Raw genomic sequence first — 26,226 nt, forward strand, 5'->3', positions numbered from 1 at the left:
CATACCCATCGGTCTTAGACCGCAAGGAATGTATATAACTATGCTATAATACATATGTTTTGAGAGGCGAATATGGCAGAAAATTATACACCAATGATGCAGCAGTATCTTGCAGTTAAAAAAGAATATGAAGACGCAATCTTGTTCTATCGCATAGGTGATTTCTATGAGATGTTCTTTGATGATGCGAAGATTGCATCGAAAGAATTAGATCTTGTACTTACAGGAAAGAATGCGGGTGTTGAGGAACGTGTGCCGATGTGTGGAATTCCACATCATGCGGCTGCTGCGTATATCCCAAGACTTGTATCTCGTGGTTTTAAGGTTGCGATTTGTGAACAGACACAAGATCCAAAAGAAGCGGTTGGTTTAGTTACACGTGATGTGATCCGTGTCATTACACCAGGTACTGTCATGCAAGAAATCTCTGATGAAAAAGCCTCTGTATATTTAGCTGCGATTACCGATTATGGATATGGGTATTCTCTAGCAATTGTAGAAATGAGTACTGGTGAAAACTATGTACAGAATATCGAACATAAAGATGTGTTATTACTACAGACTTTATTACGTTCGAATGTACGTGAAGTTGTAGTACCTAGTGATTTTAAAGAAAAGACACTCAAGAGTTTTAGAGAACTGCAGATTGTCATTTCATATTGTGATGAAACACGTATTAAAGAGGAGTATCTACCACTAACCGAAGGTATTCTGAAAGATTACGATATGCATGCATATGGTCGAATGTTAAACTATCTGGAAAATACCCAGAAACACATGCTGGGTCACTTACAGGTGACACGCATTGAGCGTGAAGATGAAGTATTATACATGGATTTTGCGACACGTCAGAATCTAGAGCTCGTACAATCCTTGCATGAAAATGGTAAGGCAATTACACTATGGTCATTTTTAGATGTGTGCAAGTCTGCGATGGGTTCAAGACAGCTACGTAAATGGATTGAAAAGCCACTTGTTTCAAGAGAGAAGATTGAAGCACGCTTTAATAAGACAGAATGGTTAATTCAAAACTTTATGCAAAGACAACAGTTGCGTGATAGTTTTAGTAATATCTATGACTTACAAAGACTCATTGCTAGATGTGCAATGAATACAGCGAATGCGGTAGATTGCCAACGTTTGACAAAGACATTAGCAGAAGTGCCTACAATTATGCATGCATTAGATGAGACTGTATTTGATGAGAAGCGTAAAGTTGATCCTCTACAGGAACTCTACCAGAAGCTGAAAGATGCGTTTGTGGATAATCCACCAGTACAGATTAGTGATGGTGGAATGTTTAGAGATGGCTATAACGCCGAACTCGATGAGGCACGCAAGATTCAACATAGTGGTAGAACTTTCATTGCGGAATTAGAAGCTAAGGAAAGAGAAAGAACCGGTATCAAGACTCTCAAAATCGGCTATAACAAAGTCTTTGGCTATTACATTGAAATCTCCAAAGCAGCTGCACAAGCTGTACAGGATGATTGGGGATATATCCGTCGTCAAACATTAACGAATAATGAGCGTTTTATCTCTCCAGAATTAAAAGAGAAAGAAGACGCAATCTTACATGCGGAAGAAAATGCGATTCGCATTGAGAAACAATTATTCCAAATGATATTAGATGAAATCCGTGCATACTTACCACGACTGCAAAAACTAAGTAAGTTTTTAGCAGAGGTAGATGCACAGGTTGCCATGGCAGAAGTATCCGCCAAGTATGGTTATGTCCGTCCGCAATTTGATGAAGACCGTCTTTTCATTGAAAATGGTAAGCACCCAATCTTGGATGATATGATGAAGAACCCAAAGTATGTCGCAAACTCTACGGATATGCATAAAGATCAGGATATCTTACTCATTACTGGTCCAAACATGGGTGGTAAATCTACCTATATGCGTCAGACTGCACTAATCGTTATCATGGCACAGATGGGATGTTTTGTTCCGGCGAAGAGCTGTATCATGCCTATTTTCGATAAGATCTTTACACGTATTGGTGCTTCAGATGATATCCTCAGTGGACAATCCACATTCATGGTAGAAATGTCAGAAGCGAACCTTGCCTTGCAGGAGGCAACTTCCTCATCCTTAATCTTATTTGATGAGATTGGTAGAGGTACATCTACCTATGATGGTATGGCATTAGCACAGGCAATGATTGAATATATCGCAACCTGTATACATGCTAAGACGATGTTTAGTACACACTATCATGAACTAACTGTGATTTCTGATAATCTTCCAAACGTGAAAAATATGCATGTTGTAGTAAAAGAAAATAATGATGAAGTCACATTCTTATATAAGATGGCAGACGGCCCGGCTGGTCATTCTTATGGTATTAATGTCGCAAGACTTGCGGGTTTACCAGACGCAGTATTAAATCGGGCAAAAGACTTACAGAAGGAATTAGAATCAACCAAGAGAGTCGTTCAGCAAAACTACCAGTTGGTAGAAATGCATAAGGAAGATCCACGTACAGAAGCTTTGATGGAGAAATTAAAACAAGTTGACCCAGATAATCTTTCTCCACGTGAAGCGTGGGTGATGTTAAGTGACCTTTGTGAGGAGGTAAAGAAGTAATGGAATTAGATAAGATTACAATACGAGGTGCCAAGGAGAATAACCTAAAGAATATTTCCTTGGAAATACCTCGCAATAAAATGGTAGTAATGACAGGTCTTTCAGGAAGTGGAAAGACCTCACTTGCCTTTGATACGATTTACGCCGAAGGACAAAGACGCTACGTGGAATCCCTTTCCGCATACGCAAGACAGTTCTTAGGTGGAGTTGAAAAACCAAATGTTGAGTTAATTGAAGGATTATCTCCAGCAATTTCCATCGACCAGAAGACAACATCTAACAATCCACGATCTACGGTTGGAACTGTGACAGAAATCTATGACTACCTGCGTCTTTTATACGCAAGAACAGGTGTACCATACTGTCCTAATCACAATATTCCAATCACAGGGCAGACCATTACAGAAATGGTCAATCAAGTGATGGACTTACCAGATCGTAGTAAGCTAACCATACTTGCGCCTACGGTTAGAAATAAAAAAGGAAGCTTCAAAGATGTATTTGCGAAGCTATTGAAGGATGGCTATATCCGGGTACGCATCAATGGTGAAGTAGTGATGTTAGAGGATGAACCAGAATTAGAAAAAAACAAACGTCATGATATTGATGTGGTGATTGACCGCATTGTAAAGACTGATGAGTCTAGATCACGTGTATATGATTCCATAGAAACAGCACTGAATCTGGCAGATGGACATGCCATTGTACTCAATGGGGAAGAAGAATTGGATTTCTCCACACACTTCTCTTGTCATATCTGTGGCTTTACAGTGCCAAAGCTAGAGCCACGTTTATTCTCATTTAATGCGCCAATTGGTGCCTGTGATAACTGTCATGGTTTGGGTATTACAGAAGAAGTTGATGTGGATAATTTAATTCCAGATCGTTCCAAGTCTATCCGTCAAGGTGGTATTCGATACTATAAGAATATTATCGGTACAGATAACATTGAATGGCAGACATTCTCGGTCTTACTTAAACACTATAAGATTGATTTAGATACACCAATCAAAGATCTTACCAAGAAACAACTAGAAGTAATCCTCTATGGTAGTGATGCGCCAATTCGTTATACCATCACATCCTCTGGTGGCAATAGTTATAACCGTAATGACTTCATCGAAGGAATTAAGAATATGATTGAACGTCGTTACGTAGAAACAACCAGTTCTATGAGTAAAGAGTGGTATCACTCCTTTATGGTAGAGTCAGTATGTCCAAAGTGTCATGGACGTAGATTAAATCCAGAGGCACTCAGTGTACGTGTTGGAGATAAGAATATCAACGAATTTACGCAACTATCCGTAGGCAAAGCATTGGATTGGATTAACAATTTAAAGCTTGATGTTGAAAAGACAAAGATTGCCGAGTTAGTACTCAAAGAAATTCGTAACCGCTTATCCTTCTTGAAGGATGTAGGTCTAGAATATCTATCTCTTGATCGTTTAGCAGGAACACTCTCTGGTGGTGAAGCACAACGTATTCGTCTAGCAACTCAAATTGGTTCAAGACTATCAGGTGTTTTATATGTATTGGATGAGCCATCCATCGGTTTACATCAACGTGACAATAGTAAGTTGATCAAGACTCTACAAAATATGAGAGACCTTGGTAACTCATTAATTATCGTAGAACACGATGAAGATACGATGTTACATTCAGATTGGATTGTGGATATTGGACCTGGTGCAGGTATCCATGGTGGTGAAGTCATCGCAAATGGCACACCAGAAGAAATCAAGAATTCTCCAAACTCCATTACAGGACAATACTTATCTGGTAGAAAAGTTATTTCAATGCCAGAAACACGTCGTAAGGGTAGTGGTAAGGTTGTAGAACTGAAGGGTGTATCCGAACATAACCTCAAAAATATCAATGTAAAATTTCCACTAGGGAAGATGGTACTTGTGACAGGCGTATCTGGTTCTGGTAAGAGTACATTAGTCAATGATGTATTCATGAAAGCAGTCCAACAAAACCTTGGAAAACAAAAAGCGAACCCAGGTAAGTATAAGTCTATCAAGGGACTTGAGAATATCGATAAGTTAGTACAAATCGACCAAGATCCAATTGGACGTACACCACGTTCTAACCCAGCTACATATACCGGAGTATTTGATGATATCCGTGATATCTTCGCCAAGACACCAGAAGCGAGATTGCGTGGTTATGAAAAGGGAAGATTCTCCTTTAATGTAAAAGGTGGACGTTGTGAAGCTTGCCAAGGTGATGGTGTAAAGGTTATCTCTATGAACTTTTTACCAGATGTTTATGTACCATGTGAAGTGTGTCACGGCAAGAGATATAACGAAGAAACATTACAGTGTACCTATAAAGGTAAGAATATCTACGATGTATTAGAGATGACAGTTGAAGATTCACTCGATTTCTTTGCGAATCATCCAAAGATTAAGAATAAGTTACAGACACTCTCTGATGTAGGTTTAAATTACATCAAACTGGGACAGTCCTCTACAACACTCTCTGGTGGTGAAGCACAACGTGTCAAGCTCGCCAGTGAATTACAGAAACGTCCAACGGGTAAGACTATCTATATCTTAGATGAACCTACAACAGGGCTACATACAGATGACGTCAATCGCTTAATCGCTGTACTAGAAAGAATTGTGGACAACGGGGATACAGTTATCATCATTGAACATAATCTAGATGTGATTAAGTGTGCTGACTGGATTATTGACTTAGGCCCTGAAGGTGGCGATGGTGGTGGAACAATCGTTGCGCAAGGAACGCCCGAAGATATTATCAAAGTGAAAGAAAGCTGGACAGGTCAGTATTTAAAGAAAACAATTGAATGGACAAAAGAACATCAAAAGTAAATGGATGCTGAGGCATCCATTTCATGTACAATTAGAACTCTGCGTATATCATCGCAACGATATCATATCCAGGACCATAGGCACTAAATATGAGAGTTGTGAAGATACAGGTATAGATGATAGACCAACGTATCCATGTTGGTTTTTGCTCGATTGCATTACGGATCGAACCGTGGAATTCCTTATAGATATCCACAAGGAATATGGTTAGGGCTCCAACAATCACAATGATCCAATCAATCATGTCCAAACGTAAGAATGGTAATGTGCCATTAAATGTGGATAGATTGAAGTTTGTAAAGATACTGCTAAACATCGTCCACCCAACTGCTAAAGTCTGGGCTCTGAAGAATAGCTCGCCAATGATAACAATGATAAATAACTTTATAAATCTAAAGAGGCGTAAGCCAATATGATTATCATCTATCTGATATTTCTTTAAGAAAGTATCGATGGGTTTTTTCAATATAATTTCTAGAACCATGAAACAGAAGTAATAAAGACCATAGAAGATATAAGACCAATAAGGACCGTGCCATAAACCATTTAAGAACCATACTGCAAATAGCGCAATGAATGGTCCGATGAACTTACCTGCTGCCTTGCTAAAATGTTTTGTAAAGAACTTTGATAGACGGCGAATTGGTTTGGCAAGTGAAATCGGATAGAAGACATAGTCACGTAGGAAAGTACCCAGTGTGATATGCCAACGACGCCAGAAGTCAGAAGCGTTCTCAGCGAAGAATGGTTGTCTAAAGTTTTCTGGTAATTTAATTCCAAAGATTTCTGCACTACCTAAGCAGATATCTACGATACCTGAGAAATCCATATACAACTGGATTGTACATAGTACAGCACCGATAAGACTAAACAATCCATCTTGTGTGTAGGATGTAAAGATTTTACTGACTGCAGGATCTAGTCTATCTGCGATAATCATCTTCTTCATCAAACCGAATAGAATTCGTTGACTACCAAACTTCAGATTTTGATATGTAATTGGATTACCTGCATGAATACTATCTTTGATTTCATTGAAACGTGTAATTGGGCCTTGAATCAAGGTAGGGAAGAAATTTGCGTATACTGCAAAATCCACAATACTATGATCAGAGTGAATCTTTCCACTTGATGTATCTATCAAATAGGAAATCATTTGTAAGGTATAATAGCTAATTCCAATTGGGGCGATTAAGCGTACAGGTGTAAATGGTTGATGGAAGATAGCGAAGATATTTTCGCCAAAGAAATTTGTATACTTTAATACAACCAATACACCAAGGTTAATTACTATCGCTATGAAAAGAGATATCTTTTTGGTTTTCTTATTTGCTGTATGATCAATGACTTTCGCAGATACATACGTTATTAACATGGTAATCACTTGATATACAAGGAAGAACTTTGACCATATAAAGAAGAAAGCATAGTTTGCGAGTAATAGTACAAACTTTCTGAACTTCTGTGGACAAAGCTGATATAACATAATTATCATCGGTAAGAAGGCTACGAAATAGAGTGGAGCGGAGTACATCAGTTTATTCATTTTGTACCTCCGAAGAGAGCTTGATAGTCTGCTTCCCATTGGGAATACGCAGAATCATTACGGTGGTCTGTTAATTCGTAATTTTCCTGTAAATATTTACCCAAGGCATTCATGAACTTAACAGAGCCACTATAATTAAGATGATCTCCACCATCACGAGAATCAGTTAACCAGTTGATATTTAATTCTTCCGGCCTCAAATTGTAGTCAACATAGGTTACGTTGTTCTGATCACACCATGCCTGCAAAGCATTATGTTTGCTTGTTGTCCAGTTGAGGGGATTTGGTGCACTTACCATCAATAACTGTGTGCCATGTTGATCTAATATTTCTTTGATTTGACGCATGTATTCCAAGGTCCATGAATCAACAGGGTAGGATGTACTATCCGCAGTCATATAATCCAATGTACCTGTATAAGGCATAGCTTGATTGGTAGCACTAAAGCCTTTCCATTTATCAGCAGACTCCGGATATAATAGATACTCCTTATAGAGTTCATGATAATTAAAGATAGGTAGATACTTCGCTAGAAGAATACGTTTTTTTCTAAGTGCAGTTAGAAAAAAATTCGTTTCCATGACAACTAGTTTTGGTGATTGATATTGATACATTTTCTTTATAAGTGCTAGTGTATCAACAGACCATTGATAGTTTGTACACAGATTAAAGGAACTAACACCTTGATTGTGAAAAAGTGTTACTGGATCAAAAGCAGCCTTTCCTTCACTGTCGCCTAAAAACATGACATCGATGGAATTATCTTTCTCCATGGATAGATATTTTAACTTTGCCATGACGTATTTATATTGGTATCCATATTCCCGACCCTTATAAAAAGGAATCTGAATGAGCATAAATAAAATGGATAGTACGAGTGTAAAAAGTACAAAATGTTTGAAATGTTGATGGACGCGACGCATTGAATCATTCACCTCTTCTAAAAAATAACCCATTATTAATTGTATGTTGTATTTTCCTTTTTTTCGAGTACTTTTATCAAATTTAATAGGGGTTCTTCATATAGTAGCCTCTAAAAGCCATTGTTTTATGGTAATTTAGTGCAAACTTTAATAGAATCTCAACCTTCTCTAGCTTGTTATGTGGTGGATTCATCATAAAAGAGAAGAGATTCAGATATCCTTGTAATTCTTCTCTGTTGAATCCTAGATGGACATTTAGAAACTTCTTTCATAAATCACAATAGTGATTGAGCTTATTTAAGGGATTTGGCTAGTCATGGCTGTATATTTTGTATAAAACTAACATATCTACATGATTAATAAGTCATGTTATAATAAACGGTATTGATGGAGGACGATATGTCGGAAAAAACTTATGAGAAAAAAGTAGGAATTCGTGATATTGTATCTTTCTTCCAGTTAGAACAACTAACAGGAGATGATTCTTCTTTAGATAGATGGACAGTTATTCAGGACTTAAATCGTCCTGGTTTTGAACTTGCCGGTGTGTTTAAGGGTACGGAACCTCGTCGTATTGTTATCATCGGTAATAAAGAATCAGAGTTTATTCATACGATGAGTGAGGATGACCAAAGAGCTAGATTCCAGTTCTTAATGGATGGTCTTACCCCATGTATTATTATTACGAGTGGAAATGAGATTCCAAATATACTTAGGGAAGTCGCAATATATAACAACTTCCCTGTGTTGCGCACATATCTAGAGACTTACCGTTTAACTGCGGATTTAATCACATTCTTAGATGAAAAGTTAGCACCTATCGATACAATGTCTGGTGTTTTGATGTCTGTATATGGTCTGGGTGTCATGATTCTTGGTGAGAGTGGTATGGGTAAATCTGAGACTGCTTTAGATCTCATTCGTGATGGTCAGGTGCTTATCTCAGATGACCGTGTGGATGTACAGCATATCCAAAATAGTATTTATGGACACGCACCAGCAATCACAAAGGGTTTACTAGAAATCCGCGGTATTGGTGTCATCAACGTTGAAAAGATGTTTGGTGCTTCTGCAGTCGCTGATCGTGCTGAAGTAAAACTTGTTATTCGCATGGTACCATTTGAAAGAGATGCGGAATATAACCGCATCGGTGATGAAACAAAACGCTATACAAAGATTCTAGGTGTCCCTGTACCAACAATTGTTATTCCAGTTAGTGCAGGTCGTAATACCTTTGTCTTGGTTGAATCAGCAGTTAGAAACTTTAGATTGCAAGAGGCAGGTTATAGTGGAGCTGCCGAAATCAACGAACGATTTTCTCGTTTTGTAGGAAAGGATGAATAAAATGACATTTTTCCCCGATGATAGAACTTTACTGATGATAGGGAATTTCCGCATTCCAACATATCTCGTAGCAGCGATATTCGCTGTAATCGTAGTATTTATATTTTTATTAAAAGAAAACAAGAAACATGGTTATAAACGCATTGTAGCAGTTGAATTATTCTTATTCTGTGCTGCAGGTGGATTTATCTTTAGCCGTTTATTCTGGGTATTGGGTAATCTATCTGAATACATGAAATATACACCATACATCTTCTTGATTACTGATGGTGGATATGATGCGACTGGTGGTTTGATTGGTGTAGCCCTAGGTACATGGGTATATACACATGAACACTATATGAGTTGGCGTCGTGCACTAGATATGACTGCACCACTTGCGATGTTAATGATTACGATTACTAGAATTGGTCGAGCAATGGCTACTCGTACATTATTGTTTGTAATTGCACTAGACTTTATTGGTTTCTTAATCATCTGGTTTGAAATCCACCGCTACCGTGAGGGCAGAAGACGTGGTGAAACAGCAGCCACAACATTTATGTGGTTTGGATTAATCTCATTTTTAGCTACTGTATTCAAGTGGGATGTACGTGGTACACATGATGTCATCATGGCAGGTCTTAGTGTAGTCGTTGCCTTACTTGGTTACATTTATCTCCATACACATCCATTAGATAAGCCAGTTATCTTATTTGACTTAGATGGAACATTGATGGATAGCCGTCGTATGGTATTGTTGTGCTTTGGATATTTTTTCAAGAAGTATAGTAATATCAAGAACTTTACAATTGATAAACAAAGAAAGGTATTCATTCAGCCTCTTCGTACTTCCTTCAAGGAATTCTTCCCTGAGCAGGATGATGCCAAGTTGGCAGAAGAATATCGTACATACCAAGGATCATTCTCATGGTCCAATGACGTAACACTATTTCCACATACAGAAGAAGTTTTACATGACTTATGGGAAGACGGGTATAAGTTAGGTATTGTGTCTTCACGTTTAACAGAATCTTGTGATTCATGGTTAAGACAGTTCAAGTTATCTTATTTTGATGTAGTAGTTGGTCGTGACCAATATGATAAGGCAAAACCATCTCCAGCAGGTATCTTATATGCATGCAAGAGATTAAAAGAAGGTCATGACAACTGTATCTATATCGGTGATAGTAAGTCAGATATCTTGGCAGCGAAGGCAGCTGGATGTTATGCGATTGGTTTTTATCCAAAGCGTAACGATCCAACAGCAGATGAACGTGACAAGTTAAAGCTTGGAGAATTAGAATCTGCAAAACCAAACGCAATCATCGGAGATTTATCTGAACTAAAAGACATCTTAAAAGAGACACACGGTTGGACATACGAAAAGTTATAAAAATATGCCAAGCTGGATGGATATTCTGGCTTGGTTTTCTTTTTGGAATATCAAAATATAATCTATAATAAGGGTTAGGTTAATCGTTGTTGGAGGAACTATGAGCGAACTTGAGAAATATAGAATATTAAGTGCAGGGAAAGCATTTGGTGACCGTGCGAAAATTGCGTTGGCACTACTTGATAGCCAAACAGCCTATGAAGAATTAAAAGAAGAAGCAGCGCAAAATATGGTTGCTGGAAGCTATAGCTGTGCTGGTGGTGATCCAAGTGTGATACTTGAAAAAATCACAATCGAAATGATATGCCGCGATACTCGTAATACCTGGTATTTACCTGATGTTGTTAAGTTCTGGGATAGACGTTTTGGTAGCCTACTAGAAGCGAAGTTTTTCTGTTATGACGATGATGAAGAAACTTGGAGTAAAATCCTATACAAATTCTTCATTAAATTACAATGGATGCCAAAAAGAGAAGACTATAGTTCCACAAGAAGTTATAACAATGTTTGGGGATTCTTTGCGGAAATTTTAGCAGTAGTAAAACAGAACAATCATCCAGAATTTGATAAGTATTATGAAATTGCAGTTCAAAATGGAATGGATTCGAGTGTATTAGAGAAAAAATTAAAAGAACTAACTGAAGTAAAACAGTCTTTCATTGAGATTGAAATGAATTGAGTTACATGCAGAAAACTGAATAGGAGAATGAGCGATATATCGCATTGCATAGAAAGGAAGCGATGGAAATGTTTCAGTACAAAAAATATTTTGATGAATATTGTGAAGAAAACAAACTTTCACTATCACTATCTTATACAATGCCATGTGGATATGAAACGGCATTTGGTACATTTGATTTGAACTTGCAAACTATCTTTATAAATAAGAATCTATTAAAAGATAAAGAGGAGTTCGAACAAGCATTCTATCTATTTCATGAACTACGACATGCAGTACAGTATATCAATCCCCAAACATTTAACGATATTATTAATGAAAGCTTATCTTATATCATTATGTACGATGGTACATGCTATAAACAGGTTGGAGATAAATACTATAAATATAAAATCGATGGCGATGAGGAATTTCTAAAGAATTTATATTTAAGCCAACCATATGAGATGGATGCGAATGAATATGCATATAAGAAAGTAAGCGAAGTGATGGGATTTTCAAAAGAATTAGAACAGCTTTATCATAACTGGATGCCAAAAGATATAATCCCGTATGAAAATTTTAGGTTAATATATAAGGAAATGATTTGAATAGAAAAAACCAAGCCAGAACATTAAGATCTACCTTGGTTTTTCAATATAAAACTTACAATTAACGTTAGAGGAAAAAAGGAGATACTATCCAGAGTTTGTTTTCTTATAGTAAGAAGTTCAAAGTTAAACTACTCACATAGTTTATATCGAATACACTATTTTTTGACTGATATAAAGTAGAGTTCATATGAGTGACACCTATGACATGCTAGCATATATTTGATTTTTGGTTTCTATTGGAAGAATTTTGAATAATAGATTGTATTATTTAGTGTAGGGGAAGCATTGTAATGAAAGCCAATATTATACAACTGAATATATAACTTAATATACAGAAAACTGAAACAGTATGTTAATTGAAGAGTTTATTTTATTTATGTCAATTTCTGACGGATATTTTCGTAGATTGTTTCTTCTGTGGATTGAAGTAACTTTTGTGTAGAGGGTTCAATACCCGCAAAGCGAATAGAATCGAAATCTTGTGTAAGTTGATTGAGTTGTTTTGTGATAGACTTTGCTTTTTGGGTCAGAGAGTAGTATGTTTCAAAATCACTAGATTTGACTCTTGTAACATATTCATTAAACACGAGTTTCTCTAATAATGGTACCAATAAGAATTGATTGATATCTGTAAATAGGGACATATCTTTTGTGACATTTGAATTTGGGAAACAAGATAGATAATGAATGACAATGAGTTCGTTTGAACTTAATCCTGTCTCTGTTGAGATACGTTGTAATAAACGTTCTAAAAGTTTTGTGGTGTAGTAGTTATGTAGTATCGCATCTTGTTTATGATCATTCAGTTTTGCGACTGGGATGATTTCTTCTCCAAGTTTCTTTGTAGAGAAGGAGATGGCAGAATCATCTGTCGCAAAGCCAACTAAGAAACTCAGAATTTCTGGGCGTTTGCGAGCATATTCTTTCTCATCGTAGATAGATTTATAGAAGTTATCATAGTATTTGATGACAGATAGCTTCATGTCTACGATGTTACGAATATCGAAGCGACTTTGTGACACAAGAGAACCTTCTGTTTTTACATAATAATAAATTGGTAACTGTAATGGAGCGACATGTTTTACGTGGAGTAGATATTCTAGGTTAAAGATAAAATCTTCAGACCAGGAAAGACTAGCATCCATCTTGAGATGATAGGTATCAATGATGGATTTTTTGTATAGTTTATTCCAAAGAACACCATAGTAGTAATCTGCTGGATTTTGAATCATGTAGTCCGCAAATTCATCTCTTGTAAGAACTTTGTCAGAGTCAATTCTTCCTTTGTGGGATGTGTTTTCCCCTACGACACGATAGAAGTCTGCGATGACTAAATCTGCCTTTGATTCTTCCATTGTACGTACAAGTGATTTTGTGGCATCGGTTGTAATCCAATCATCCGCATCGAGGAATTGAATATACTTTCCACGTGCATTTTGTATTGCGAGATTACGGGTGTTTGATACGCCTGAGTTTTCTTTATGGATGACATTGATACGTTCATCTTTTGCGGCGTATTCATCGAGAATCTTTCCGGATTCGTCCTTACTTCCATCATCCACTACGATTAGTTCATAGTCACGGTATTCTTGATTCAAAATACTATCGATACAGCGATGTAATACTGTTTTATTTTCGCCGAGTGGTTTTGCGGCATTATATACAGGGACAATAATACTAACAATTGGTGTGTTCATACAAGCTCAATTTTCAACGAAAGTTCCTTTTCAACGAAAGTTCCCCATTTTTAGGGCTAAAGAGAAGAAACATTTTACTGTAATAGTGTACTTATAAGATATTTTGTGATATTGAATATGTATAGACAGGCGATTTGGGCATACGAAAGCTCGGCTTTCAATGATGGTTTAAATTTTTTCTCATCGAAAGTTCCTTTTTGTAGGTTAGGGATATGTGCCAAATCGGCTAGTGGATGATAGGTGTAAGCTTAACTTGTTTGATGTTGAGGTGAGTCAACTTGTTAAGACTTAACACCTTTTTGTTTAGTGATAGAGCGGCGATATCGATAGGTGAATTGTAGTTTAAGGATCTACGAGGATAATTGTTTACCATGTCAGACACATAGTTGATGTCCTTCTGGGTCAATGCATTCATACTCTTTCCCTTTGGAACACATTCTCTAAAGTGTTCATGGTTCTTCTCACATTTACCTTTCTGATCACTTCTTCCGGCCTTGCAGTAGTAGATGGATATTAGTTTTTCTCCTGTATATGCATCGGTCTCTAGACTTAGAGGATCGTGGAACTCAGAGCCATTGTCAGTAAGAATGATTGGAAAGGTCATAGAAAATAGTTCAGGTCCCAGTACATCCTTGATGATTTCGAATGCACGCTGGACAGCCAACATGCTTTTTTCCTTTAACAGAAAATATAACTGTAGATTCGATCTTGTATGCAGGAGTGAAAGGACACATTTCTCTTCATCGCCTTGCTTGCCGAGTATTGTATCCATTTGCCATATATTGATGGAAACATCTTCATTCTCGATACGTTCGAGATAGTCTTCATATCTTCTGCCTTCAAGCCAATCATAGTTGATTGGTATCACGACATGTTTGCTGGAAGAGCGTGTTTTATATTTGACCTGACGCTTGAGGTCTACATTGATGATGGCGCCCATATGACGAAAATGAATATAACGATATGCGGTAGATACTGATATGTCCAACTGATTGTTGTGTATGATGATGTCTGGTGAAAGGTTCTGTTTGACGCCTTTCTCAAAGGCATCGACAATCATCTTCATTTGTGCTTCTGATTTCTTTGGTCCTTCCTTCCAACTACTGACATTGTCATCCCTCTGTTTTTGGGCAACATCGGCCATATAGAATACCTTTGGCAACTTGCAGGTTTTGGCATCTGGGCAATTGTTGCAGACATAGGGGAAACGAGATGTATGTTTGCATATTGGTGAAGAGATGAAATCGGAACATAGATCATTGCAGTTATCATGTTTACAGAACTTACAACGACCTTGTAGACAGTGAGTACATAACCTTGTGCGATTACATTGATTTTGTCTACCACACTTATTATGAGTATTGGCACGGACGACAATTCTAAGATGGTGTGTTATCTCATAGCGAATGGCCTTGGGACTCCTGTTAAGAGTAAGGGCAATCATCTTGAGCGTGATGTTAGGATCAGACAACAGATTTTGAATAATGAGTCGTTCGTCAAAAGAAAGCTGTTTGTATGTGCTAGTCATAAAATATTCCTCCTTTTCTCCACTTTCCTGGCACATATCCCTTGTGCCATTATCATAAAAGGGAACTTTCACTAAGAAAATAGTGCAAAGAGGAACTTTTAAAAATAATTGAGGGTGTTCATACAACTCTCCTATTAACGTTACTATTATAGATAGTATAATAAGAATGGTATAAAATGAGAAGAACAGTGATGGCCTTCACAAAATTGTGATGGTGAAACTCGGATGATAAAATAGAAACGAGGTAATTGGATATGGAAGTTAGTAAGAGAATCATACTTGTAAGTGGAATGAGTGGTGCTGGTAAGAGTACAGCGACACGCATTTTAGAGGATATGGGCTATCACATTATCGATAACTATCCAGTTGTGCTCGTGGATCAGTTCGTGGATATGATAGAGGCTTCAACCGACCCAAGATATAGCTATATTGCGCTAAGTACATCGGCAGAAGACTTCCCAATTTTCTCTCGTAAGTTAAATGGAATTAATGCGTCAGTCAGAGTACTCTTTATTGATGCCAGTGATAGCGTGCTATTAAATCGGTACAAGAGTACAAGACGTATTCACCCATTATTATTGAGCAATACTGCAAATACCCTTGAAGAAGCGATTGCGGAAGAAAGACAGAGATTTAAGCAGAATCTCGATAATAACGTAATTATAATCGATACATCCTTCTCTTCTGAAAAGGAGTTTAAGAAGAAGTTGGAATCTTATTTTGCGAAGAAGCAGATACCATCATTCTCCATTTCATTTATTTCCTTTGGCTATAAGTATGGCGTACCACTCGATGCGGATTTGATGATCGATGTACGTTTCTTGCCAAACCCATTTTGGGATGAAAATCTTCGTTATTTCTCAGGAAATGATAAAGCAGTATATGACTATGTTATGGATAAACCTGAGACACAGGAATTTATTCAACGTTTACTAGCATTTACAGATTATGCATTTGAACAGTATACAAAGGAAGGTAAGAATCATTTTACTGTTGCGATTGGATGTACAGGTGGACAACACCGTTCTGTTACCATCGCAAACTACTTATATGATGTATATAAGGGAAGATATAACTGTTATTTAGATCACCGTGATCAGAAGGAATGGCTAACGCATGAAGAAGCATAAAGTCGTCATCATTGGTGGTGGACACGGACAGTCGCTAATCTGTCGCGGTGTTAAAACAATTCAAAATATTGATTTAAACGCAATCGTTACGGTCGCTGATGATGGTGGAAGTACGGGACGATTACGTAAGAACTTTCATATTCCTGCGATGGGTGATATTCGAAATGTCATGATTAGTATGGCGGAAAGTGAAAATATGTTGAGTTCTCTGATGGATTATCGCTTTGATGACCCTGATGGAAAAGAAGATGATATTCTTGGACACAATCTAGGAAATCTTATCTTAACAGCACTAACCCAACAGACCGGTTCGTTTATGACAGCTATTCAGGAAGTCAGTCACATCTTAAATGTGAAGGGTAATATTATTCCTGCAAGTACAGATGTAATTACTTTATATGCACGCATGGAGGATGGTGTAATTGTGCGTGGGGAAGCAAATATTCCAAACCATAATCACCATATTACACGTGTATTCTATCAAGATGAAGTGCATGCATGTAAGGAAGCAGTCGAAGCGATACAGAATGCGGATCTTGTAATCTATGGAATTGGTTCTGTCTATACAAGTATTTTACCGAATGTTATTATTCCAGAGATTCAAGAAGCGTTATGTAGTACAAAAGCGGAGCTAGTTTATTTCTGTAATGCGATGACACAACCTGGTGAAACAGATGGATATACAGTAGAAGATCACGTCGACGCATTGTTATATCACCATGCGCCAGTCGATAAAGTCATTGTGGCATGTGATGAGATACCTGAGAAGATATTAGAACGTTACTCCTTAAATGGAAGTATAAAGGTCAATCTTGTAAAGCAAAACCATCCATATCAGGTAGTAACAAAAGAACTACTAAGTTTCCGCAATGAATTTATTCACCATGATCCAGAGAAGATCAAGGCAGTGATTCAAGAATTGCTGGAGGTGAAGTAATGTCATTTGCGGCAGAGGTTAAACAAGAAGTTGCCCAGAAGATTATGGAGGGCAATGATATACGTGCAGAGCTTTCAGCACTGATTCAAATGACGTCATCACTTTCCTTATCTAACCGTGGTATGACTTTGTTAGTTAGCTTAGAAAATGCGGCTGTTTCACGTACGATCTATCGTTTGGTAAAAGAAAGATATGGCGTAGAAATTAGCTTGTTTGTAAAAAGAAAGATGAATCTTCGTAAGAATCGTATTTATGGTATGCGTATTATGAGTGCTGCCCCAAAGATTCTGGAAGATTTAGGTATTTATAGTACACGTGGTTTATTAGATAAGCCACTTGCAAAAATCGTACAGACCAACAATAATGCACGTGCATATTTAGCAGGAGCATTTATGGCGGGTGGCTCTATCAACTCACCAGAGAAGTCATCCTATCATTTGGAAATAACGGCGACCAGTGAAGAACATGCATTATTTATGGTATCCTTGTTGGAAAGATTTAGCATTCATGCAAAGATTACAACACGTCGAAAGAAAGTAATCTTGTATGTGAAGTCGGCTGAAAAGATTGCGGATTTCTTACGTTTGATTGAAGCTGACCAGGCGGTCTTGAAGTTTGAAAATATTCGTATTTCGAGAGACTTTAGTAATTCTCTTCAACGTATGAATAACATGGATTTAGCCAATGAAGTAAAGGCAGTTGCGGCTGCGAATGGACAGCTTGATGATATTCGTATCTTAGAAGAAAATCAGAAGATTAAAACGTTGGATCGAAAGTTACAGGATATTATCGCACTTCGTAAGGCAAACCCAGAGGCTTCCTTAATGGAGCTGTGTGGTATCTATGAACGTCAGACAGGAGGAATTGTTTCTAAGTCAGGTATGAAACATCGCTTTGTGAAAATTCATGAACTAGCGATGAGAGAGGTAAAACAAGATGAATAGAACACAACTACAGACGGCGGTATCCACAATTGTATTGTTGGTTATCGTGATGTTGATATTCCGCTACCTATGGTGGCTCATCCTATTATTACTATTACCAATTGTGGGATTTGTGATTTATGGGCTGATACAAACCAAGAAATTTAATAAGCAGATGGAAAATGCTACTGTAGAAGAATTGGATATTGATCGTACTTTCTATCAGTCATATTCATCTCCTAAGAAAAATCAAAGTGATATCATTGATGTCGAATATGAGGAACATACAGACGGAGAATAAGACTATGGAAAACGTAACCACTGAAATATTAGAAAATGATTTTACAACTTTACAAGTGATGGATTGGCCTATGGTTCAAGGATATTTACAGCGTTGTAAATATGAAGAATCAAATCACAATATTATTAATATGATTATGTGGTTACAGACATATCCGCTGTTCTACTATAAAAGAGAAGAGTATTTATTATTGTTAGGTATTCATGAGGGATGTTTCTTCATGTATATGCCACTATGTGAAAAACAGTATATCGCCGAAGCAATTACCAAGGGTAAGGAAATATTTGACCATTATGGGCATGACTTTACACTCAGTTGTTTTACAAAAGAGATGGTGGATGAAGTCATTAAGCTTTATCCAGAATATACAGCTATCCATGAAAGCTGGGCAGATGATTATGTCTATAATGGGGAGCGTTTACGTACCTATGCTGGTAAGAAAATGCAAAAAAAGCGCAATCATTTGAATGCGTTCTATAAAGACTATGAAGGTAGATGGTCATACGAAACTCTTGATGAAACCAATATTGATGAATGTATTGGATATTTGAAGGATTGGAAGTCAGAAGATCCAGATGATTTCTTACAGAGCGAAAGAATTGGTACATTCCGTATCTTAGACTTGTATGATGAACTACCTTGCAAGGGTGGTTTGATTCGAATCGATGGAAAGGTACATGCCTTTGCGATTGGATCAATGTTATCAGACCGTATGTGTCAAGAGAATATCGAGAAGGCAGATGGAGATGTAAGAGGTCTTTATCAGTGCATCATGAAAGAGATGTTAAGTCATGAATTCCCTAGCATCGAACTTGTCAATCGTGAAGATGATACAGGTCGTGAGAATCTAAGAGCCGCTAAACTGTCCTATCACCCAGTCAATATTATTGAGAAGTATCGTATTAAGAAAGGTGTTGAATCATGATTACAAAAGCAACGAAAGAACAAGCTACCGAAGTAAAGAATCTTTGGAAAGTATGTTTTCCACAAGAGGATGAAGGCTATATCGATTACTATTTTAAGAATCTATTTGTGCCAGAGAATTGCTTTGTATACGTAGAAGAGGGACATGTGGTCTCTGCAATCATTCGAGCTCCACATGCGATGATGTTTAATGACAAAGTTCTACGTACCAGCATGATTCTAGGTGTAGGTACATTACCTGCATATCGCAAACGAGGATATATGAAGCGCTTGATGGAAATTGTATTAGATGCATGCGAACATACGGAACTCATTACTCTAATCCAGGCATATGACCAGAAGCTATATGAACCATATGGCTTCCGTAATATCTACAATCGTTCTACTTATCGTCTAACACGTGATGATGTAAAGCGTAGCACAAACTTTGGCTGTTCATATGAACCAACAGCGATTGATTTACTAAAGGTATACTCTGCATTTATTCGTCGATTTAACGGTTACTATGCAAGAGACCTAGAATACTTTGTAAAGTATAAGAAAGAGATCAACGCACAGGGTGGAAAGATCGTAGCCTACTATAATGGCAAAGATCAAATCAGGGGATATGCGACGATGTTACCAAAGGGAGATGTTCTAGAAATTGAAGAGCTCATCTACCTTGATTCTACTGCACTCTTGAAACTATGTAATGCAGCACTATTTGAAAAGGATGTTGTGGAATTACATGTATCAGAAGCAGAAGACTTAACGCTCGTGTTCCCAGAGACGAAGGTTGAGACATATGGTTCTACAATGGCAAGACTCAATGATGCAAAGCTATTCTCAAAACTAGTGGGAAGAGATATCGCCACTGTTGAACAAGCATTTGCGACAAGTATTAAACCACTTAATCTCAATGAATTTGCATAAGAAGGGTGTATATCCGAGACTGCTGAAAAAGTCCTTCAATGAAAACCTCACAAAAAACAGTGAGGTTTTCATTTAAATACTTCAAACTAGCGGCTAGTTATGCTATAATATAGCTGTGAGGTAAGGACTATGAGATCTAAAAATGACAAAGCCAAATATGATATGGATTACCAGAAAAGCAAGATGACAAGAGTAACTGTATGGTTTAATCTTGATAAGGATAAAGATATTGTTTCATGGCTGGACAAATCCAAAACATCTAAATCTGAGATCATAAAAAAAGCACTGAGAAATGAAATGAATCGCAGCGAGAATAACTTATGATCAAGCAGGAAGGTATGATTCTCAGTCCCTATATCGATCTTTACGGCATGATCATTCCAAAAGATCACGAGCTCCGGCAGCTGAATGAGCTCGTGGATTTCAGCTTTGTAGACGATCTTCTGAAACACACATATACTTCCAGCAACGGCAGACCAGGCTACAGGCCACAGGTCATGTTCAAATATCTTATGCTTAAGCGAATGTATGAGCTTTCTGACAGAGATGTTGTAGAAAGAGCCCGTACAGACATGGCATTCAAATATTTTCTTGGTCTTGCACCCGAAGAAGATGTAATTGAATTTTCAAGTCTTACCAAGTTCAGAAAACTGCGCCTGAAAGATGAATCCGTCATAGATGCCCTGATTTCAAAGAGCGTACAGATAGCGATGGAGAACGGAATCAAACTGTCTAAAACAATTATTGTTGATTCCACGCATACAGAAGCCAGATATGGAACAAAAAGTGCACGAGAATACCTTCTTGAAGTTTGTAAAAATCTCAGAAAGAAAGTATACAGCGTAAATGAAGAATATGTGAAACAGATGCCTAAGAAACCGGACAACAACAGAATCGGGCTGTATGAAGAAGTAGTTGATTACTGCGAAAAAGTATATAAGTTGGTTGATGGTGATAACAGTTTAAAGGCATATAAGTACATACAGGAAAATATGAATCTTCTCCGTGAAACGCTGGATGATGTAAATGAAGAGCTGACCTACTCTAAGGACAGTGATGCCAAGACGGGGCACAAAACTGCAGACACAGAATTCTTTGGGTATAAGACACATATCGCAATGACTCCAGAAAGAATTATTACAGCTGCTGCTGTCACTTCTGGAGAGAAGCACGATGGAAAGGAACTTGCATCTTTAGTAGACAAGACGGAAGCTAACGGAATAGATGTTGACAATATTGTCGGAGATGGAGCATATTCTGAAAAGGAAAATATAGAGTATGCAAATGAAAATGAAATCAACCTTGTATCGAAGCTAAGCAAAACAGTATCATCCGGGAACAGAAAAAACGCCCTTGACGGAGAATTCAGCTACAATAAAGACGCAAAAATGTATGTATGCCCAGCAGGACATATGGCAATTCATAAATCTAAAACTGGTGTGAAAGATCCAAATAAGCCACAGCGTGAATCCTACTTTTTCGATGTAAAAAAATGTATTCAATGCCCGCTGAGAGAGAAATGTGGATATAAAGAAAATCAGAAAAGCAAAACATATAACATCACAGTAAAGATGAGTAAAATTCATCAGGACCATCAGGATAAGCAACAGACAGAATATTATCAGGAACTGGCTGGTGAACGTTACAAAATAGAAGCTAAAAATGCTGAGCTGAAAAAAGAACATGGATATGCACATACTATATATGCAGGAATGAACGGGATGATGCTTCAGGCAGGTGTCACCATTTTTGTGGTGAATTTAAAAAGAATATTGAAGCTGAAAAAAGATAGATAAGCAAAAATATATTGATAAAAACCAAACAAAAACAGGTATATACCTCAATTTTTTTCTGAAATTTGTGAATATACCTGTTTTCATTCTGATTTGTAAACAATTTGATTAAATCTCGTTTATGACTGATACTTTTTCAACAGTCTCGTATATCCTTCTTTTTTCGTGCTATATAATAGCTAAAAGCACGAATGAAATGGATATCATTGAGGTGATTGTTATGGAAAAATATCATTACAACTTTCTTCGCCTTGCAATCTATATCGTAGTCATCATACTTGCCATACGTATCATTCCATATCTTCTGCCAAGGATTCTAGGTCGACCAGAATTCTTTAATGAAAGAAACATCAATTCTATCAATCAGGATGAAATCAAAGAACTAAAGGAAGAGACGTCAAACGAATATCATTTGCGATTTGATTATGATGATGTATTAGGTTGTAAAACTGGTGAACCACCATGGGATTGTGGTATAGAGAACCTACAAATTACAAACATCTATGTTCAAAGAAATTATTTTGCACATAAGCAGTATATTGGGAAATGTTTTGAATATATTGTAAATTCATATCGAAATAAGAAGGGATATACCTTTCGATTGTATGTCACGAAGGAAAATCTGCCGCATCAATTTACAAATTTACATCCTGTCGATTCGGAAAGAGAAGAGTACACCATAGGGGGGGAGAATCGTAACGGTACAGAAGTTATCTGACGAGGGAGATAAAGCACTGAATTTTTATCTGACTAGTGACGATTGGTATGGCTATAAACTTATGGGACTTATCGTTTATGAAAACCAAGAAACAATTGCGGATAGTACATCGGAAATTCAAGAGATTCTTGAAAAGTTATTAAAGGACCATTAAAAAATTAGTATAAAAAGTCATTAAATTCACATGATGCGCATTTATACAAAAAGTTAGAAGAATTTTTAGTGAAAATCATAGCAATAGCGCTTACATTTAAATGCTCTTAATTGACCGAAAACATATAAAAACATATAATATAAGTGCAACAAAAGGAGGTCTTTGAAAGACAATATGACAGATGTAAGAGTTGCTATTAACGGTTTTGGCCGTATTGGCCGTCTAGCTTTTAGACAAATGTTTGTAGCTGAAGGTTATGAAGTTGTTGCAATCAACGACTTAACAACACCTCACATGCTAGCTTACTTGTTAAAGCATGATACAACACACGGTAAGTGGGATCATGAAATCTCTGCAGATGATGAAAAGGGAACAATCACTGTAGACGGTAAGGAAATTACAATTTATAAGGAAGCTGATGCTAGCAACCTACCTTGGGGTCAATTAGACATCGATGTAGTTCTAGAATGCACAGGCTTCTACACAAGCAAAGCTAAGTCTGAAGCACACATCAAAGCTGGTGCTAAGAAGGTTGTTATCTCTGCTCCTGCAGGAAGTGACTTACCAACAGTAGTTTACGGTGTAAACGAACATGTTCTAACAGCTGAAGACAAGATTATTTCTGCTGCTTCATGTACAACAAACTGCTTAGCTCCAATGGCTAAAGCATTAAATGATTTATATCCAATCCAATCTGGTATCATGACAACAGTTCATGCTTACACAGGTGATCAGATGATTTTGGATGGACCACAGCGTAAGGGTAACTTACGTCGTTCCCGTGCTGGTGCTTGCAATATCGTTCCTAACTCAACAGGTGCTGCTAAGGCTATCGGTCTTGTAATTCCTGAGTTAAACGGTAAGTTAATCGGTGCTGCTCAGCGTGTTCCTGTTCCTACAGGTTCAACAACACTCTTAATCTCTGTAGTTAAGGGTAAGGATGTAACTGTTGATTCTATCAACGCTGCAATGAAGGCTGCTGCTTCTGAAAGCTTCGGCTACAATGAAGAAGAAATCGTTTCTTCTGACATCGTTGATGAAACACATGGTTCTATCTTCGACGCTACACAGACAATGGTAGCTAAGATTGATGACGACACATACCAGGTACAGACAGTTTCTTGGTATGATAATGAGAACTCATATACTTCTCAGATGGTTCGTACAATCAAGTACTTCGCTAACGTTAAGTAATTAACTTAAGCAATCTAAAAATCACACTTCTTATGAGGTGTGATTTTTTGATGTTACAAGCATGGTGCGCACCTAACTGGTAGAATGCGGTTTTTCTTATATAAAAAATTAGAAAGAAAGAGTTTCAAAATATTAATCTGAGATATTAATCTGAGAAAGTGGAGATTATATAAAATATGCTGGTTATAAGAATGGATATTTAACTTGATTGAATACTAAAATATGAGAATATTGACATAATGTGAATCAGATTTGATTTACTAAAATTATGGAGGAACAGTAAATGAAAAAACGTATTGCACTATTAGTATATCCTGATTTTAGTTTACAAGAAGTAACAAACTTGATGTATTTCTTTCGATGGGCTTTTGATACTTTTACTGATGTTATATATACAGACCTGTGTCCTGTTAGGAGTGAAGAAGGAATTATAGTGCAGCCTGTAAAAGTGTGTTCTGAATTTTGTAAAGAGAATTATGATTGTTTAATTCTTCCTGGATGCAGTAATTTAACGCAGCCTATACGAAATAAAAAAATCAAGGAGTTTTTAGAATTATTCGTAAATGATAATACTTTTATTATTGGTGCAATTTGTGCTGGTCCAGTATTCTTAGCGCAAGCAGGTTTATTGAAAAATAAAAAATATACCGCTTCGTTATATGCTGAAATGATGGAATTGTTTAATTTCGTTGAAGAAGAGAATTTTTTGCCGCAATCAGCAGTTGAAGATGACAATATCATCACAGCTGTAGGCGGTGCGTTTAATGAGTTCGCAGTACATGTTGCTAGAAAGCTTGGTTATGATTGTCCGGATAAAATACTAAGTGGTTATATGGATTCGGACGACGTTAATGATTATATTCATCATCTTACGGAAGAAGATTTACTAGAATTTAAAAAGGCATTTAAAGAATTCATTGCTTAAGAGTATTATTAATTTCAGATTGATCATTTCTATTTGTCATAGTAAAGCAGTTAAATCACACTTCTTATGAGCTGTGATTTTTTACTTCTTCTTTTTAGATATTGAATATGTGTAGCTTACATCACAAAATACGCATCTTAGCGAAAACGGCGAGACAGTATGAAATACTTGCGGTAATATCACAGTAGAAAAGATACCGAAAGGAGAATCAAAGATGAAAGTGAATGTAGAACTATCAAAAGAGTTCTCTCCTCCACATGTAACGATTTATGCGGATGTGCTTACGGATGAGGTACAAAGAGTTATTGATTTACTCGACTCTAACGATATACCACTGATAGTGCAGCGCGAAAATCAGATGATAGTTTTGAAAGCGGAAGAGATATATATGATACGTGTGGAGGGTGGAGATACTGTTATCTATACAGAAAACGAGAGGTATTATTACCGAAGACGTTTGTATGAGATTCTGAACCAGATCGGGACTGGCTTCATGCAAATCTCTAAACAGACGGTTATTAATCTTTCTTGTATAAAAAGTATAGAAACAGGCTTTAGTGGGACATTATTACTAAAGTTAAAGAATGGCTCTTCTGATTATGTATCACGAAAGTATTTACCTGATTTAAAAAGATATCTAGGAATCTAAGGAGGTTACACATGAAAACAAAGAAACACACACTACTATTTAACATATTCGTATCAATGGGTATTGCTGCTATGATGTTTATTCTGACTGGAGTTATTATTGATAGTATCTTCCATGGAAATATTCAAATGACAAATTATGCATTTTCTAAGATGGCTATCGCAACCGTGGTAATTGGATTTGGCTTTGGGGCACCTGCAGTAGTTTATAATAATGAGAGGTTATCTCTTTTTACACAGACAATCATCCATATGGGTATTGGTTGCATTGTTATGACAGTTACTGCTTATCTCGTAGGTTGGATTCCTATGCATCGTGGACCACTACTGATCATTGCGAGTATCTTAGGAGAGCTTGCCTTCGCATTTGGAATTTGGTTTCTATTCTATCTACAACAAAAGAAGCTTGTTAAACAGATGAATCAACGCATCTCAAAAATTAATAATCATGCATAACATAATGGTCTACTTGAGGTAGGCCATTAATCTTTTTTGATTAGGGTGATAAATTATCAATTACATATTATGATGGTAAGGTACTTTAAAGGAG

General features: G+C 37.0%; 23 protein-coding genes. 19 read left to right on the top strand and 4 right to left on the bottom strand.

Annotated features, from left to right (window positions below):
- Positions 1-72: 72 nt before the first annotated feature.
- Both mutS and uvrA read left to right on the top strand, forming a co-directional pair.
- A complete protein-coding gene (gene mutS / locus RGT18_RS00250) occupies positions 73-2,592 on the top strand; it encodes a DNA mismatch repair protein MutS (RefSeq protein WP_028077414.1) in 2,520 nt (839 codons plus the stop codon).
- Positions 2,592-5,432: an excinuclease ABC subunit UvrA gene (gene uvrA, locus RGT18_RS00255; protein ID WP_028077415.1), complete on the top strand. Its 2,841-nt coding sequence runs from the start codon at positions 2,592-2,594 to the stop codon at positions 5,430-5,432. The genes mutS and uvrA overlap by 1 nt, the downstream gene beginning before the upstream one ends.
- 31 nt (positions 5,433-5,463) lie before the next feature.
- Here the strand turns inward: uvrA and RGT18_RS00260 are convergent, their stop codons facing one another.
- Together RGT18_RS00260 and RGT18_RS00265 are read right to left on the bottom strand one after the other, a co-directional pair.
- A complete protein-coding gene (locus RGT18_RS00260; protein WP_051240881.1) occupies positions 5,464-6,978 on the bottom strand; it encodes an MBOAT family O-acyltransferase in 1,515 nt (504 codons plus the stop codon).
- The gene (locus RGT18_RS00265) at positions 6,975-7,775 is read right to left on the bottom strand and encodes a hypothetical protein (RefSeq protein ID WP_156022765.1); all 801 of its coding nucleotides are present in this window, start codon (positions 7,773-7,775) and stop codon (positions 6,975-6,977) included. Before RGT18_RS00265 ends, RGT18_RS00260 begins: the two co-directional genes overlap by 4 nt.
- A gap of 525 nt (positions 7,776-8,300) precedes the next feature.
- On the opposite strand from RGT18_RS00265, the gene hprK reads away from it, so the two are divergent.
- The 4 genes from hprK to RGT18_RS00285 all read left to right on the top strand — a co-directional run bounded on the left by hprK (position 8,301) and on the right by RGT18_RS00285 (position 11,889).
- On the top strand, positions 8,301-9,245 hold the full coding sequence (gene hprK, locus RGT18_RS00270) for an HPr(Ser) kinase/phosphatase (RefSeq protein WP_028077418.1): 945 nt from the start codon (positions 8,301-8,303) through the stop codon (positions 9,243-9,245).
- 1 nt (position 9,246) lies between these two features.
- Positions 9,247-10,620, top strand: a complete 1,374-nt coding sequence (locus RGT18_RS00275) for an HAD-IA family hydrolase (protein WP_028077419.1) — start codon at positions 9,247-9,249, stop codon at positions 10,618-10,620.
- A 100-nt stretch (positions 10,621-10,720) separates the two neighbouring features.
- Positions 10,721-11,299, top strand: coding sequence for a hypothetical protein (locus tag RGT18_RS00280; RefSeq protein WP_006525313.1), 579 nt, complete (start codon positions 10,721-10,723; stop codon positions 11,297-11,299).
- Positions 11,300-11,367: 68 nt separating this feature from the next.
- Complete coding sequence (locus RGT18_RS00285) at positions 11,368-11,889, top strand: hypothetical protein (protein WP_245580892.1); 522 nt, start codon at positions 11,368-11,370, stop codon at positions 11,887-11,889.
- Positions 11,890-12,266: 377 nt separating this feature from the next.
- Here the strand turns inward: RGT18_RS00285 and RGT18_RS00290 are convergent, their stop codons facing one another.
- Positions 12,267-13,589, bottom strand: a complete 1,323-nt coding sequence (locus tag RGT18_RS00290; protein ID WP_028077421.1) for a glycosyltransferase family 2 protein — start codon at positions 13,587-13,589, stop codon at positions 12,267-12,269.
- Positions 13,590-13,815: 226 nt separating this feature from the next.
- Positions 13,816-15,117 (bottom strand): IS30 family transposase, encoded by a 1,302-nt coding sequence (locus RGT18_RS00295; RefSeq protein ID WP_338174639.1) that lies wholly within the window; start codon positions 15,115-15,117, stop codon positions 13,816-13,818.
- Between the two features lie 254 nt (positions 15,118-15,371).
- On the opposite strand from RGT18_RS00295, the gene rapZ reads away from it, so the two are divergent.
- The 13 genes from rapZ to RGT18_RS00360 all read left to right on the top strand — a co-directional run bounded on the left by rapZ (position 15,372) and on the right by RGT18_RS00360 (position 26,132).
- The gene (rapZ, locus tag RGT18_RS00300) at positions 15,372-16,247 is read left to right on the top strand and encodes an RNase adapter RapZ (protein WP_006525723.1); all 876 of its coding nucleotides are present in this window, start codon (positions 15,372-15,374) and stop codon (positions 16,245-16,247) included.
- Positions 16,234-17,184: a gluconeogenesis factor YvcK family protein gene (locus RGT18_RS00305; RefSeq protein ID WP_028078821.1), complete on the top strand. Its 951-nt coding sequence runs from the start codon at positions 16,234-16,236 to the stop codon at positions 17,182-17,184. The genes rapZ and RGT18_RS00305 overlap by 14 nt, the downstream gene beginning before the upstream one ends.
- Entirely contained in the window at positions 17,184-18,128 is a 945-nt protein-coding gene (gene whiA / locus RGT18_RS00310) for a DNA-binding protein WhiA (protein WP_028078822.1), read from the top strand. The genes RGT18_RS00305 and whiA overlap by 1 nt, the downstream gene beginning before the upstream one ends.
- Entirely contained in the window at positions 18,121-18,408 is a 288-nt protein-coding gene (locus RGT18_RS00315; protein WP_028078823.1) for a hypothetical protein, read from the top strand. The genes whiA and RGT18_RS00315 overlap by 8 nt, the downstream gene beginning before the upstream one ends.
- A 4-nt stretch (positions 18,409-18,412) precedes the next feature.
- Entirely contained in the window at positions 18,413-19,333 is a 921-nt protein-coding gene (locus RGT18_RS00320) for a DUF2156 domain-containing protein (RefSeq protein ID WP_245580950.1), read from the top strand.
- Positions 19,330-20,244 carry a GNAT family N-acetyltransferase gene (locus RGT18_RS00325; RefSeq protein ID WP_028078825.1) on the top strand — a complete coding sequence of 305 codons (915 nt, stop codon included), beginning with the start codon at positions 19,330-19,332 and terminating at the stop codon, positions 20,242-20,244. The genes RGT18_RS00320 and RGT18_RS00325 overlap by 4 nt, the downstream gene beginning before the upstream one ends.
- Positions 20,245-20,373: 129 nt before the next feature.
- Positions 20,374-20,568, top strand: a complete 195-nt coding sequence (locus RGT18_RS00330) for a hypothetical protein (protein WP_028078414.1) — start codon at positions 20,374-20,376, stop codon at positions 20,566-20,568.
- Positions 20,565-22,040 (top strand): IS1182 family transposase, encoded by a 1,476-nt coding sequence (locus RGT18_RS00335; RefSeq protein WP_028078919.1) that lies wholly within the window; start codon positions 20,565-20,567, stop codon positions 22,038-22,040. Before RGT18_RS00330 ends, RGT18_RS00335 begins: the two co-directional genes overlap by 4 nt.
- A 217-nt stretch (positions 22,041-22,257) precedes the next feature.
- Positions 22,258-22,755, top strand: coding sequence for a hypothetical protein (locus RGT18_RS00340; RefSeq protein ID WP_028078407.1), 498 nt, complete (start codon positions 22,258-22,260; stop codon positions 22,753-22,755).
- A gap of 328 nt (positions 22,756-23,083) precedes the next feature.
- On the top strand, positions 23,084-24,103 hold the full coding sequence (gene gap, locus RGT18_RS00345; protein ID WP_006525730.1) for a type I glyceraldehyde-3-phosphate dehydrogenase: 1,020 nt from the start codon (positions 23,084-23,086) through the stop codon (positions 24,101-24,103).
- A 283-nt stretch (positions 24,104-24,386) separates the two neighbouring features.
- Positions 24,387-25,028, top strand: a complete 642-nt coding sequence (locus RGT18_RS00350; protein ID WP_028078406.1) for a DJ-1/PfpI family protein — start codon at positions 24,387-24,389, stop codon at positions 25,026-25,028.
- A 214-nt stretch (positions 25,029-25,242) separates the two neighbouring features.
- Positions 25,243-25,677 carry a LytTR family DNA-binding domain-containing protein gene (locus RGT18_RS00355; RefSeq protein WP_028078405.1) on the top strand — a complete coding sequence of 145 codons (435 nt, stop codon included), beginning with the start codon at positions 25,243-25,245 and terminating at the stop codon, positions 25,675-25,677.
- An 11-nt stretch (positions 25,678-25,688) separates the two neighbouring features.
- Complete coding sequence (locus tag RGT18_RS00360) at positions 25,689-26,132, top strand: DUF3021 domain-containing protein (protein ID WP_028078404.1); 444 nt, start codon at positions 25,689-25,691, stop codon at positions 26,130-26,132.
- Positions 26,133-26,226: the final 94 nt, after the last annotated feature.

The sequence above is a fragment of the Solobacterium moorei genome, assembly GCF_036323475.1.
GTDB classification, from domain to species: domain Bacteria; phylum Bacillota_I; class Bacilli_A; order Erysipelotrichales; family Erysipelotrichaceae; genus Bulleidia; species Bulleidia moorei.

Bases quoted from the DNA above. Each gene is read 5' to 3' on its own strand.
- rapZ (WP_006525723.1), top strand. From the start codon at position 15,372: ATGGAAGTTAGTAAGAGAATCATACTTGTAAGTGGAATGAGTGGTGCT.
- RGT18_RS00290 (WP_028077421.1), bottom strand. From the start codon at position 13,589: ATGAACACACCAATTGTTAGTATTATTGTCCCTGTATATAATGCCGCA.
- RGT18_RS00260 (WP_051240881.1), bottom strand. From the start codon at position 6,978: ATGAATAAACTGATGTACTCCGCTCCACTCTATTTCGTAGCCTTCTTA.
- RGT18_RS00355 (WP_028078405.1), top strand. From the start codon at position 25,243: ATGAAAGTGAATGTAGAACTATCAAAAGAGTTCTCTCCTCCACATGTA.
- RGT18_RS00295 (WP_338174639.1), bottom strand. From the start codon at position 15,117: ATGACTAGCACATACAAACAGCTTTCTTTTGACGAACGACTCATTATT.
- whiA (WP_028078822.1), top strand. From the start codon at position 17,184: ATGTCATTTGCGGCAGAGGTTAAACAAGAAGTTGCCCAGAAGATTATG.
- RGT18_RS00280 (WP_006525313.1), top strand. From the start codon at position 10,721: ATGAGCGAACTTGAGAAATATAGAATATTAAGTGCAGGGAAAGCATTT.
- RGT18_RS00350 (WP_028078406.1), top strand. From the start codon at position 24,387: ATGAAAAAACGTATTGCACTATTAGTATATCCTGATTTTAGTTTACAA.
- RGT18_RS00265 (WP_156022765.1), bottom strand. From the start codon at position 7,775: ATGGCAAAGTTAAAATATCTATCCATGGAGAAAGATAATTCCATCGAT.
- gap (WP_006525730.1), top strand. From the start codon at position 23,084: ATGACAGATGTAAGAGTTGCTATTAACGGTTTTGGCCGTATTGGCCGT.
- RGT18_RS00275 (WP_028077419.1), top strand. From the start codon at position 9,247: ATGACATTTTTCCCCGATGATAGAACTTTACTGATGATAGGGAATTTC.
- hprK (WP_028077418.1), top strand. From the start codon at position 8,301: ATGTCGGAAAAAACTTATGAGAAAAAAGTAGGAATTCGTGATATTGTA.
- RGT18_RS00285 (WP_245580892.1), top strand. From the start codon at position 11,368: ATGTTTCAGTACAAAAAATATTTTGATGAATATTGTGAAGAAAACAAA.
- RGT18_RS00335 (WP_028078919.1), top strand. From the start codon at position 20,565: ATGATCAAGCAGGAAGGTATGATTCTCAGTCCCTATATCGATCTTTAC.
- RGT18_RS00330 (WP_028078414.1), top strand. From the start codon at position 20,374: ATGAGATCTAAAAATGACAAAGCCAAATATGATATGGATTACCAGAAA.
- RGT18_RS00360 (WP_028078404.1), top strand. From the start codon at position 25,689: ATGAAAACAAAGAAACACACACTACTATTTAACATATTCGTATCAATG.
- mutS (WP_028077414.1), top strand. From the start codon at position 73: ATGGCAGAAAATTATACACCAATGATGCAGCAGTATCTTGCAGTTAAA.
- RGT18_RS00305 (WP_028078821.1), top strand. From the start codon at position 16,234: ATGAAGAAGCATAAAGTCGTCATCATTGGTGGTGGACACGGACAGTCG.
- RGT18_RS00325 (WP_028078825.1), top strand. From the start codon at position 19,330: ATGATTACAAAAGCAACGAAAGAACAAGCTACCGAAGTAAAGAATCTT.
- uvrA (WP_028077415.1), top strand. From the start codon at position 2,592: ATGGAATTAGATAAGATTACAATACGAGGTGCCAAGGAGAATAACCTA.
- RGT18_RS00315 (WP_028078823.1), top strand. From the start codon at position 18,121: ATGAATAGAACACAACTACAGACGGCGGTATCCACAATTGTATTGTTG.
- RGT18_RS00340 (WP_028078407.1), top strand. From the start codon at position 22,258: ATGGAAAAATATCATTACAACTTTCTTCGCCTTGCAATCTATATCGTA.
- RGT18_RS00320 (WP_245580950.1), top strand. From the start codon at position 18,413: ATGGAAAACGTAACCACTGAAATATTAGAAAATGATTTTACAACTTTA.